Raw genomic sequence first — 11,891 nt, 5'->3', positions numbered from 1 at the left:
TAAATATTTTTCTCGACTAATAGTATTGTGAGTATGTTTTATATCCTTTTTTATTACTCTTGAAGATATAAGGAGGTTAAGAGATTTTGTACTGTGAATAATTTTTGGTTTTTTATTGTAAGGTTTGGTGTGTTTTACGAACCTAACTTATAACTAACTCTTAAAAAACAATCATCATGAGTGCAATCTGGTATTTTGAGGACGAAAACCTTTTTCAGGTATTGTGTCCTCATAAATTCAAAGCTTATAAAAAAAATCATGATTTCGATGAATATCGGAAGAATGACTATATTTATTTTGAAGAGGATTCAGCTAATAAAGTGTATTTGATCGAAAAAGGAAAAGTAAAAATTGGTTATTATTCTGAAGATGGTCAAGAGGTAATAAAAGCCATACTGACTAGGGGTGAAATTTTTGGAGAAAAAGCAATATTAGGAGAAGATAGAAGAACAGAATTTGCTCAATCTGTTGATAATAGAACTTCAATCTGTCCTGTTGGGGTTCAAACAATGCACGATTTAATGCGAGATAATCAATCCTTTAGCCTTAAGATTTATAAGTTTATAGGACTGCGATTTAGACGTTTAGAAAGAAGGCTGCAGCTACTTCTTTTTAAAGATACTAAAACTAGATTATTAGAATTTCTTAATGAACTGAAAGAGGATTATGGGTACTGCTGTCCTAATACTGGCGATATGGTAATACAGCACCCTTATACTCAAAAAGATATTGCTAACCTTATAGGGACTTCAAGACCAACTTTGAATATTATTCTGAACGAATTAAAAGAATCTAATATAATTGATTTCGATAGAAAGCAAATTCGGCTAAGAAATGTTGCTTAGTGTTAGTTAGCTAACATTTTATGGTTTTTTGTATTGATACTTTTACAGTATAATAATCATAAAAAATATAAGCAATGTTTAGAAAATTAATTTTGGGGATTTTGGCAGTAGGCTTTACTGCGATCTCATGTAGTGATGATGATGGTAATATGGACGTTAATGCTGGTGCAATATCAGGGGGACCATTCGAGTTTAATGTTGATGGAGAAGCTGATTTTGTAAGTGGTATTATTCTAGATGATACTCATGTTGTTGGTAGCAATAGTACTTGGGTAATTACTGATGATTCTGGTAATATATTGGGGTTACCACCGACATTAGAAGCGGTAGAAGGAGTTAATTTTGACGGAGCCGGCGCCGGTACATGTTTAATTTGGTATTTACGTTATGAAGATGATACGGCAGGGGTAGAAGTAGGAGAGAATACTAGTAATATTACAGGTACTTTTGATTTTTCTAACAGTATAGAAGTAATTCGTAATCAAGTTACAAATGCAGGTACATTATCAGGTGGACCATTTGAGTTTGATGTCGATGGAGAAGCTGATTTTGTAAGTGGTATAGTATTAGATGATACCAACGCCTTTGGTACAAATAGTACTTGGGTAATTACTGATGATTTAGGGAATATATTAGGATTACCACCAACATTAGAAGCTGTAGAAGGAGTTAATTTTGATGGTGCCGGTGCTGGTACATGTTTAATTTGGTACTTGCGCTATGAAGACGATCTACAAGGTGCAGAGATGGGGATGAATGCAAATGATCTTACAGGTACTTTTGATTTATCTAATTCTATCGCTGTAGTGCGTAATCAAGTTACAAACGCGGGAACTCTATCCGGAGGTCCATTTAGTTTTAAAATTGATGGAGAAGCTGATTTTGTAAGTGGTATTGTGTTAGATGATGCAAATGCTTTTGGTACAAATAGTACCTGGGTGATTACTGATGATTTAGGAAATATATTAGGATTACCACCAACATTAGAAGCAGTAGAAGGAGTTGATTTTGATGGTGCTGGTGCTGGTACATGTTTAATTTGGTATTTACGTTATGAAGACGATCTACAAGGTGCAGAGATGGGGATGAATGCAAATGATCTTACAGGTACTTTTGACCTATCTAATTCAATTGAAGTAGTCCGCTCATGCGGTGTAACGAATGCAGGTGTACTTTCAGGAGGTCCCTTTAACTTTACTGTTGATGGTGATTCAGATTTTGTAAGTGGGATTTCTTTAGACGATATGAATGCCTCGGGAAGCAATAGTACTTGGGTAATTACCGATGATTTAGGAAATATTTTGGGACTACCACCAACGTTAGATGCTGTAGAAGGGGTTGATTTTAATGGAGCTGGAGTTGGTACATGTCTAATTTGGTATTTGAGATATGAAGATGGGTTACAAGGAGCAGAGATGGGTATGAATGCAGGCGATCTTCTTGGTTGTTTTAGTTTATCTAATTCTATAGAAGTAATTCGTGCTGAGGCTCCTTAGGATAAGAACTCTTGTTTTTGAAGTATCCTAGCTATGAAAAGTAACTTTTTCTTTTAAAAAAAATAATTTAATATTGTTTGATTAATTGTTAGTTTTAAAGCGCAATCATATAGATTGCGCTTTTTTTATTCATAAATTTGCTTCTACTTTTTGTCGCTAGACTTAAAAAACTATATGTAAAAATGAATCTCGTTTTAGGTAACAACCTAAAGAAATTTGTTAATTCATGTATTTATAAAGGTTTAAGAGATGTGTAAATTTTTATACCATTATTTGAACTATAAAGTTTGATTGTAATAAGAAAAACTACGAATGAAATTTAATAAGAAAAATATAACAAACTTAATTTTTGCAACCATATTGGTATTGTTTTTTATTCCTAACACTAGAGGAATGATGCAGATTTATTTGACTCGTATTTTTACCGTAAGCCCTGATATTATGGCTCTCAAAGAGAGAAAGTCACTAGAGTCTTATGATTGGAAATTACATGGGGTTAATACCGAATCTATGAATTTTAATACAACTAAAGGGAAGGTAGTTGTACTTAATTATTGGGTTACCTGGAAGGCTTCTTCAATTGCAGAAACGCCTTCTTTGCAAAAACTATATAACGACTACAAGGATAAAGTGGAGTTTGTGTTTTTAACCACAGATGATGATCCCGAGATTGAAAAATATATGAAAGGCAAAAAATATAATTATCCGATATACCGTTCTCTTTCAGAGCATCCTTCATTATTTGCTTTAGATGGTAAATCATTTCCTACAACATATTTGATTAATAAAAATGGAGAAATTGTTATAGATAAAGTAGGGCCTGCTTATTGGAATAGTGATAAAGTTCGAGAAATACTAGATGCTCTCGTTTCAGAATAGTAACGTTCTTTCGAATTATATCTTAAATTATCTAAATAAGAATTAAAATAGAGGTCAAATTACGCGGTACGTCTTTTAAAGTACTTAAAAGGAACGATTAACATCCCAAAACATTCACCTTTTTCTTTTCCTATATTTTTATGATGCATTTTATGCGCTCTTCTCACACCTTTTGCATACCAATTATTAGCGTTTCTTAAGAGTTTAAAACGTTGATGAATAAAAATATCATGAACGACGAAATATGCGATGCCGTATGCTAGAATTCCTAATCCTATAGGTATACCCACCCAAAAAGATTGGGGATTATGAAAAAAAATACAGGACATACTTATTACTGCATAAAAAATGAAGAAAAAATCATTACGCTCCCACCAACTATCATGATCTTTATGATGATGGTCTTTATGAAGAGACCATAAAAAACCATGCATTACATATTTATGAGTAAACCAAGCCATAAACTCCATCAGAGAAAATGCGGTAAGAAAAACTAATATTTGAATGAAAATTTTCACGAGTTTTAATTTTTAACAAAAATACTATTAAATTATTTTTAATCGACAGTCAAAATAGGATTTGGCCAATAACCCAAATTTTTGGTAGTTAGGAACTCGAATACGGGTGTTTTTAATATCTTTTGAAGGGGTCTTTTTTAATTTGTTTAGCAATTTTCTATAGTATGTAAAAGCGGTGTATACTCCGAATTTTGCTTCAATAGGCAGCTTTAAAATCCCTTCTAAACCTTTTTCGAAATCTTCTTCTATTTCATTAATAATTCTAATCTTAGAAGCTTCATCTAATTGGTTTAAATCGGTATTAGGGAAATATGTGCGGTCGAGGTCTTCGTAATCTGCCTTAAGATCTCTTAAGAAGTTGACTTTTTGAAAAGCAGACCCCAAATACATAGCACTTTGCTTAAGTTCATTGTACTTTTCTTGATTTCCGTTGACAAAAACTCGTAAACACATAAGTCCAACTACATCGGCAGAGCCATAAATATATTCTTTATACTCTTTTTCTGTAAGATATTTGGTTTTATAGAGATCTAATCTCATACTTTTCATAAAAGCCTCATATAATTCGGGTTCAATATCATATTGATGAACGGTTTTTTGAAAAGCATTTAGAATGGGATTTAGGCTAATCTTATTATTGATTGCCTTATACATTTCTTCTTCAAAATCATTGAATAATTTTTCCTTATCGTAATCATGAAACGTATCAACGATCTCATCGGCAAACCTTACAAATCCATAGATATTATAGATATCTTGTCGAATAGAATCTGACAACATCTTTGATGCTAAAGAAAAAGAGGTGCTATAGGAGTTCGTAACAATTTTACTACAGCTATAGGAAACAGTATCAAAAATAGACTTCATGGGATAGGTTTACTAATTAGTTTTTTTTAAGATGATATTCTGTGTTTACGTATTTATTAGTGTTGGTTGTTGTATAGTTGGTTTATTATTTGATTGTATTAATCCTGCAACGAGTTTTCCAGAAATTAATGATGGTGGTACTCCAGGTCCTGGCACAGTAAGTTGTCCTGTAAAATACAAGTTATCTACTTTTTTGCTTTTCAATTTTGGACGTAAAAAAGCAGTTTGAAATAGCGTATTAGCCATTCCGTATGCATTTCCTTTGTACGAATTATACTCTTTTACAAAATCGTTGACACAAAATGATTCTTTAAATATAATATTGTTTTTTATATTTTGATTGGTTATTGATTCGAAACGGGTAATAATTTTATCAAAGTATTGTTCTCTTAGGTCGGGAGTATCCTGAATTCCTGGAGCTAGAGGAATTAGAAAAAAACCATTTTCTTTGCCCTCGGGAGCCGAATTTGGATCCGTTAAAGATGTGAAATTGGCATAAAACAATGGGTTTTCTGGCCATTTTGGAGTGTCGTAAATTTCTTTGGCATGTGTATTAAAATCGGTATCAAAAAATAAGTTATGATGATTAACATTTTTAAGTTTTTTATCAAACCCTACATAAAAAAGTAACGAAGAAGGGGCAAAAGTTTTTTGCTCCCAATATTTTTCAGAATATTGTCTGTATTGGGCATCAAGTAATGTTTCTCCGTGATGATAGTCTGCCCCACATAAAATAATATCAGAATCTATTTTTTCAGAATTTATGATAATACCATCAGCACTTCCATTGGTAACCGTGATTTTTTCTACTGTTGCATTTGTTGTAATTTTGACTCCTAAGGATAAGGCTAATTTTTCCATACCAAGAATTACCTGATACATTCCTCCTCTTGGGTGCCAAGTTCCTAATCCGAAATCTGCATAATTCATAAAACTATAGAAAGCAGGAGTGTCACTCGGTTTAGCTCCTAAAAATAAGACAGGGAATTCGAGAATCTGAATTAGTTTTTCATTACTAAATTCTCGTCGTACTTCTTTTGAAATAGTACTAAAGAATTGACCAACTCTCTGAATAGTTTCCTTTGTAATAAGTTCAAGAGGAGATACTCCAGGGCGATATACTAAGTTTTTAATGGCAATCTCATAGTTGTTCTGAGCGGTTTCTATGAACTTTTGTAGTTTGAGAGAACTTCCTTTTTCCTCTTTTTCAAAAGCCTTATAAATTTTATCTAAAGTATCCTCTATGAGTATACTTTCGTTGTTCTTAAAAAAAACTTTATAAGCAGGGTTTAGTTTATCTAATGTGTAAAAATCTGATGCAGAAGTATTAAAATCTCTAAAAAAATTTTCAAATACATCTGGCATCCAATACCAAGATGGGCCTATATCAAAAGTAAAACCTTGTTTTTTAAGCTGCCTGGCTCTACCACCGATGGTTGAATTTTTTTCAAAAATGCTTACACTGTATCCGAGCTTTGCCAAGTAGCAAGAAGCCGAAAGAGATGAAAACCCAGAACCAATTATTACAATTTTTTTAGACATAAATACATTATGAGATTAAAATTCTGAAATGAGTGAACTAATAGATTCAAAGTAACGATGATTGGATTGACTTGATGTTGGTAAATGCATGACTTGTTTTCCTAAGACCCAAAAATCACTTTGTTTATCTCTACAGACTATACTCTCAAAATCTTGCATATAAGTATCTAAATGTTCTTTTTCAGGTTTGATGGTGAAATAGGACACAAAGACAATTTTTTCATGAAAAGATAAAGCACTAGGTAAATTATCTAATGGGATACTAGATCCCAGGTAAATTGATTTATAGCCATGTAGTAGTGTTTCGTAATGAATATATAACAAGCCTAATTCATGTATTTCATTTTCAGGAAGAAATAAAACAAACGCCTTGTCTGTTTTGGTATTCTTGTTGTACTGAAGTTTCTCTATATTCAGCAATAACTTTTGTTTTACCAAATTTGTAATAAAATGTTCATGAGATGGACTTATGGTATCTGTTTGCCATAATAAGCCTATTTCCTTTAAAAGAGGAATAAAAATATCAATAAAAATGCTTCTGAAACTTTTTTTTCTTTCAAGCTTATCATAGGTTACAGAAAATAGGGTTAAATCATAATTAAGCATTGCAATTTTAAAAGAATTGATAGCCTGATTTTTTGTGCTACTATCTGATACAATACCTTTTACATAGTCATTAATCTCATCTTCACTTAACTTTGATATTCTGGATATTTTATAACCACTATTTACTAAGTACGTTACATTAAGTAATCTTTGAAGGTTTTTAAGGTTGTACGTTCTTATGTTGGTTTCAGTACGATCCGGAGAAAGAAGATTGTAGCGTTTTTCCCAAATTCTAATGGTGTGCGCTTTTACGCCACATAGATTTTCTAAATCCTTAATGCTAAAAACTTGCTTTATATTGTTCACTTTTTTCTAGAAATTGTTAAACAAAATTAGGTATTTATTTTTCAATATTTGTTAAAATAGTATATATAACTGTTAAAATAAGGTATTTGGAAGTTATTTTTAAGTGATTCTAAATTGTTTTACCATCGTTTTTATGGTAGGGTTTTGATTTTGTTTAAAATATTTTTTTCTGATTTAATGTAAATTGTTGTTTTTAAAAGGTTTGAATGAAGCTGTTTGTTAATAATTGTTAAAAATGGTACTATTTTATACATAGTACTGTAACAAAAATTCATTGCTTGCGTCTAGTAGGTATATAACAATAAAAACAAAGAATCATGAGAACATTAAATAACGATCAAATCACCCAAAAGTTAAGTGCCACTAGAGGATATGTGTGGAATTTAAAAAGACGTTACAAGTAATTATTAATCCATCAATCAAAACACGAAGAATCATGAGAACATTAAATAACAATCAAATCACTCAAAAGTTAAGTGCCACCAGAGGATATGCGTGGAATTTGAAAAGACGTTACAGATAATTATTAATCAATCAAAAAAAAAACGAATAATCATGAGAACATTAAATAACAATCAAATCACTCAAAAGTTAAGTGCCACCAGAGGATATGCGTGGAATTTAAAAAGACGTTACAGGTAATTATTAATCAATCAAAAAATGAATAATCATGAGAACATTAAATAACAATCAAATCACTCAAAAGTTAAGTGCCACCAGAGGATATGCGTGGAATTTAAAAAGACGTTACAGATAATTACTAATCAATCAAAAAACGAATAATCATGAGAACATTAAATAACAATCAAATCACCCAAAAGTTAAGTGCCACCAGAGGATATGCGTGGAATTTAAAAAGACGTTACAGGTAATTATTAATCAATCAATCAAAACACGAATAATCATGAGAACATTAAATAACAATCAAATTACCCAAAAGTTAAGCGCCACCAGAGGACATGTGTGGAATTTAAAAAGACGTTACAGATAATTACTAATCAATCAATTAAAATAACTAACTATGAGAAATATAAAATTGAGTAAGAAAAATCTATTGACTGGCGTAACCAAAAAGCAAAACGCACTTTTTAATTATGGAGTTAGTCTTTATGGTTTTCGAGGAAGTATTTGTGTTCAGGATCAACGTTACTCCTATGGTATTGAGTACTAATAAAAGTGTATAAATAACTGGTAATGTGGTTAATATATTGTATTGGGTTAAGGTTGCATAGTATGTGAAAATTAGCATCCTAATTTCATTGTAATGAAGGTAATAAGAAGTGCCCAGGATGGGAGTCGAACCCACACGCCCTAATGGACACATGGCCCTCAACCATGCCTGTCTACCAGTTCCAGCACCTGGGCAAAAATAGGTGCATAAATATACTATTAAATAAAAAAAGTACCGTAGAAACTACGATACTTTTTTAGTGACCGGGCTGGGGCTCGAACCCAGGACCCTCTCCTTAAAAGGGAGATGCTCTACCAACTGAGCTACCAGGTCATAGATCATTTTAATATCAATAATAGTTTAAGAACACTACACATATATTAATATGTCTTAGTGACCGGGCTGGGGCTCGAACCCAGGACCCTCTCCTTAAAAGGGAGATGCTCTACCAACTGAGCTACCAGGTCAATTCTTTTCCTTGAACGCGGGTGCAAATATACTATCATTAATTTATTTTTCAAGAAGAAATTGATATAAATTTGCATTTTGTTTAAAATGATGTTTTTTTTGGGGAATATCTATTTAATTTTAAGAGTATGAATATAGTGTTAATGGGATACATGGGCAGCGGAAAGTCGTTGATTGGCAGAACCTTGTCTGAAAAAGTAAAAATGGAATATTTGGATCTTGATGATTATATAGAAATTCAAGAAAAAAAAACTATTTCGGATATTTTTAGTGATAAAGGCGAAATATATTTTAGAAAAAGAGAAACTGCGCATCTAATAGAAGTGCTAAAAAAGTATGATAATAAGATTATTTCACTAGGAGGAGGTACTCCTTGTTTTTTAGGAAACCTAGAAATTCTTAAAGAGGATTCTAATGTTCAAAGTATATATTTGCAAACCTCGCTCGAAGAATTAACCAAAAGATTGCTTCCAGAGCGCCATAAAAGACCTCTAATAGCACATATAGACACGTTTGATGGTTTGATGGATTTTATTAGAAAACATGTGTTTGAGCGCTCGTTTTATTATAATCAGTCAAATCATATTATAAAAACAGATCAAAAAGATGCGAATCAGATTAGTGAAGAGAGTATAGCGCTGTTATTTTAATTATTTCAGAAGTGCAATATCGGTATTTCCAAATTCGATGAAAACATGTTCATGAAGTGAGGTGGATAAAGATATTCCCTTAAAGTCCGCTTTTATTGGGTATTTTTTGTGATTTCTATTTACCAATACCGCTGTCTTAAATCTAGTCAGAGGAACATCAAGAAAATGCTTTACTCCGTAAATAAGTGCTGTTCCAGAATTTAAAACATCATCTGCAAGAACCAAAGGTTTGTTTTCATATTCAGATGGCGCTATAGAAGTTGATACTGTATTTTGAGGAGATTTTTTATCCATGGTTACTTCGCACAGCGTTATTTTAATATCAGAAATATCCTCTAAAATATTTTTTAGGCGCTGAGCAAAAGTGAAACCGTTTTTTGCAATACCAGCAATTATGATTTCTTTTTCATTTACATTAGTCTCATAAATTTGATATGCAATACGTTTTATTTTGTGCTGTATTTGCTCATGAGTTAGTATAATATTATTATTCGTTTGCATATCAAAACTACTTAATTACTATTGTTTGGTGTTCAAATATATAAAAGAGTTTGTTATCAGGATCAGAATACTAAGAATTATAGTGTTTTCATAATCTTTGATAACGAACTTATTCTTCCTCTTCATGATTTTTATTGGTGTCATCTATAAACCACTCATCAATATCCCTTCGGTCTTTTTTCGTAGGTCTTCCTGTACCTTTTTTACGATAATAATCTTTAGAATATTTTAAAAGATCTAATTTTTGCAACGCTTCCTTTGGCGTAATGTCTTTACGATAGATATCGACTAGTTTTGCACCTAGTCGACTTTTTGGTGTGTCCAAAACTAAAAGTTCATAATTAACCTGGTTTTTGCGAACAGTAATTTTATCAGTTGGATATATTTCTCTTGAAGGCTTAATAAGATCGCCATTTACGCGTACTTTACCTTCTTTACATGCCTTGGTGGCAATACTTCTTGTTTTGAAGTAACGTATACACCATAAATATTTATCAACTCGCATAAAAAGTTTGTATCATTGGTTTAAAAAAAGAATTTACAGCGAATAAATTCGTTATTAATTAGAATATTTTTTTTGAAATCCCTTTAGAATTTAAAAAATTAGTAATGGGACGCAAAGATTAAAAGTAAAAACTCATAAACAGATGGAGCAAAAGTACAAGAAAATCGTATCTTGCGCCTTCAAAAAAAGAATTAGATGAATGTAATAAAATATTGTGGGGCCATTGTACTTACTTTGGTTGTTTTATACGCCTGTAATAACGATGATGATGATTCGATTATAATAGTAGAGTTAAGAGATAGGGCAGAGCAGCAAGTAGATGAAGCCCCTATTGTTCTAGAATACTTAAATAAACATTTTTATACTTTAGTTGATAATCCTGCTAATCCGGATTATCAAATTGCTGTATTTGATACTATTGCAGGAGAGAACTCAGAACAGCCTTCAATTGCTGAGTCAGATTTTTTACAAAGTAAAACGATTACAGTAGAGGATGTTGATTATACATTGTATATTCTTAATCTAAACAAAGAGAAAAATGATCTGGTAGGAACTCCAAAACCTACGTTTGCAGATTCTACATTGGTTACCTACAGAGGAGAAGTTTTTTATGATTATAATGATTCAGATGGCGATGGTGTTCCTGATGTGGTAGATGTAGATTCTGATAATGACGGAGAAGCCGAGGTTGATGAAATAGATGGGGAATCAGTCACTAGAGTTGATAGTGATGGTGATCAAATTGTAGATGATAGTGATGCAGATACCGATGGTGTGCCAGGAACTGATAGTGATAAAGTAGACTCAGATGGCGATGGTATTATTGATGAAGATGATTCGGTAGATAATACGGATCTTACAAGACGAGTTTTTGATAATGCAGTAACTCCTGTGTGGTTTGATCAAGTATCTGTGATTACTGGGTGGAGAGAGGCATTGGTAGAGGTTACAGGAGCTTCTGATTTCGTAGAAAATGAAGACGGAACCGTAAGTTATAACATGGATTTTGGGAATATAATAATTTTTATGCCTTCTGGTTTAGGGTATTTTGGAAGTGCGCAAACAGGAATTCCTGCATATGCACCTCTTATTTTTCAGATTCAATTATATGGTGTTAATGAGGCAGATCATGATAATGATGGAGTACCTTCTTATCTAGAAGATATTGATGGTGATAGGATTGTTCTCGATTTTGAGTCAGATGAAGATGAAGATGATACTTATGATGACACTGATGAAGATGGCTTTCCAAATTATATAGATACCGATGATGATGGAGATGGTGTACTTACTATAGATGAAGACCTTGAGCCAGATACTGATTTAACTGTTGATAGAGATGGTGATGGTGATCCAACGAATGATATTGGTGATGGTGATCCAACAAATGATGATTCAGATGGTGATGGAGTGCCTAATTATTTAGATGAAGATAGTACCGAATCTAGATTAGACGAAGAAGACTAAATAGTACGTTTTACTTTTATGAAAAAGTAAGTATATAAAAAAGCTGTTTGGAGTTGCGTGTAACTCCAAA

The 11,891-nt window shown here is 32.2% G+C and carries 12 protein-coding genes and 3 tRNA genes; 6 read left to right on the top strand and 9 right to left on the bottom strand.

Going from position 1 to position 11,891, the window contains the following annotated elements:
- Positions 1–176 precede the first annotated feature (176 nt).
- From DZ60_RS0107600 to DZ60_RS0107590, 3 genes are all read left to right on the top strand, one after another.
- Positions 177–845, top strand: a complete 669-nt coding sequence (locus DZ60_RS0107600; protein ID WP_025741494.1) for a Crp/Fnr family transcriptional regulator — start codon at positions 177–179, stop codon at positions 843–845.
- Positions 846–919: 74 nt separating this feature from the next.
- Positions 920–2,341, top strand: coding sequence for a hypothetical protein (locus DZ60_RS0107595; protein WP_025741493.1), 1,422 nt, complete (start codon positions 920–922; stop codon positions 2,339–2,341).
- Between the two features lie 312 nt (positions 2,342–2,653).
- Entirely contained in the window at positions 2,654–3,220 is a 567-nt protein-coding gene (locus DZ60_RS0107590) for a TlpA family protein disulfide reductase (protein ID WP_025741492.1), read from the top strand.
- 59 nt (positions 3,221–3,279) lie between these two features.
- On the opposite strand, the gene DZ60_RS0107585 is transcribed toward DZ60_RS0107590, so the two are convergent.
- From DZ60_RS0107585 to DZ60_RS0107570, 4 genes are read right to left on the bottom strand one after another with little or no spacing between them, the layout of a single operon-like run.
- Positions 3,280–3,738, bottom strand: coding sequence for a sterol desaturase family protein (locus DZ60_RS0107585; protein ID WP_025741491.1), 459 nt, complete (start codon positions 3,736–3,738; stop codon positions 3,280–3,282).
- A 27-nt stretch (positions 3,739–3,765) separates the two neighbouring features.
- Complete coding sequence (locus DZ60_RS0107580; protein ID WP_025741490.1) at positions 3,766–4,605, bottom strand: phytoene/squalene synthase family protein; 840 nt, start codon at positions 4,603–4,605, stop codon at positions 3,766–3,768.
- Between the two features lie 45 nt (positions 4,606–4,650).
- Positions 4,651–6,147 (bottom strand): phytoene desaturase family protein, encoded by a 1,497-nt coding sequence (locus DZ60_RS0107575; protein ID WP_025741489.1) that lies wholly within the window; start codon positions 6,145–6,147, stop codon positions 4,651–4,653.
- Between the two features lie 15 nt (positions 6,148–6,162).
- Complete coding sequence (locus tag DZ60_RS0107570; protein WP_025741488.1) at positions 6,163–7,059, bottom strand: MerR family transcriptional regulator; 897 nt, start codon at positions 7,057–7,059, stop codon at positions 6,163–6,165.
- Between the two features lie 1,021 nt (positions 7,060–8,080).
- Between DZ60_RS0107570 and DZ60_RS25075 the strand changes: the two genes are divergently transcribed.
- Positions 8,081–8,230 carry a hypothetical protein gene (locus DZ60_RS25075; protein ID WP_161634371.1) on the top strand — a complete coding sequence of 50 codons (150 nt, stop codon included), beginning with the start codon at positions 8,081–8,083 and terminating at the stop codon, positions 8,228–8,230.
- A gap of 110 nt (positions 8,231–8,340) precedes the next feature.
- On the opposite strand, the gene DZ60_RS0107565 is transcribed toward DZ60_RS25075, so the two are convergent.
- The 3 genes from DZ60_RS0107565 to DZ60_RS0107555 form a co-directional block, all read right to left on the bottom strand.
- A tRNA-Leu gene (locus DZ60_RS0107565) sits at positions 8,341–8,424 on the bottom strand.
- Positions 8,425–8,490: 66 nt separating this feature from the next.
- Positions 8,491–8,563, bottom strand: a tRNA-Lys gene (locus tag DZ60_RS0107560).
- A gap of 61 nt (positions 8,564–8,624) precedes the next feature.
- A tRNA-Lys gene (locus tag DZ60_RS0107555) sits at positions 8,625–8,697 on the bottom strand.
- 129 nt (positions 8,698–8,826) lie between these two features.
- Here DZ60_RS0107555 and DZ60_RS0107550 point away from each other — a divergent pair.
- Positions 8,827–9,348: a shikimate kinase gene (locus DZ60_RS0107550; protein ID WP_025741487.1), complete on the top strand. Its 522-nt coding sequence runs from the start codon at positions 8,827–8,829 to the stop codon at positions 9,346–9,348.
- On the opposite strand, the gene DZ60_RS0107545 is transcribed toward DZ60_RS0107550, so the two are convergent.
- Positions 9,349–9,849 (bottom strand): phosphoribosyltransferase family protein, encoded by a 501-nt coding sequence (locus DZ60_RS0107545; RefSeq protein ID WP_025741486.1) that lies wholly within the window; start codon positions 9,847–9,849, stop codon positions 9,349–9,351.
- Between the two features lie 109 nt (positions 9,850–9,958).
- The gene (locus DZ60_RS0107540; protein ID WP_025741485.1) at positions 9,959–10,354 is read right to left on the bottom strand and encodes an RNA-binding S4 domain-containing protein; all 396 of its coding nucleotides are present in this window, start codon (positions 10,352–10,354) and stop codon (positions 9,959–9,961) included.
- Positions 10,355–10,549: 195 nt separating this feature from the next.
- Between DZ60_RS0107540 and DZ60_RS24105 the strand changes: the two genes are divergently transcribed.
- Positions 10,550–11,821, top strand: a complete 1,272-nt coding sequence (locus DZ60_RS24105; protein WP_025741484.1) for an FKBP-type peptidyl-prolyl cis-trans isomerase — start codon at positions 10,550–10,552, stop codon at positions 11,819–11,821.
- Positions 11,822–11,891 lie beyond the last annotated feature (70 nt).

The sequence above is a fragment of the Aquimarina pacifica genome (assembly GCF_000520955.1).
Classification (GTDB): Bacteria; Bacteroidota; Bacteroidia; order Flavobacteriales; family Flavobacteriaceae; genus Aquimarina; species Aquimarina pacifica.
The sequence above is the reverse complement of the archived record's forward strand: the minus strand, read 5'-3'. Positions and strand labels throughout refer to the sequence as shown.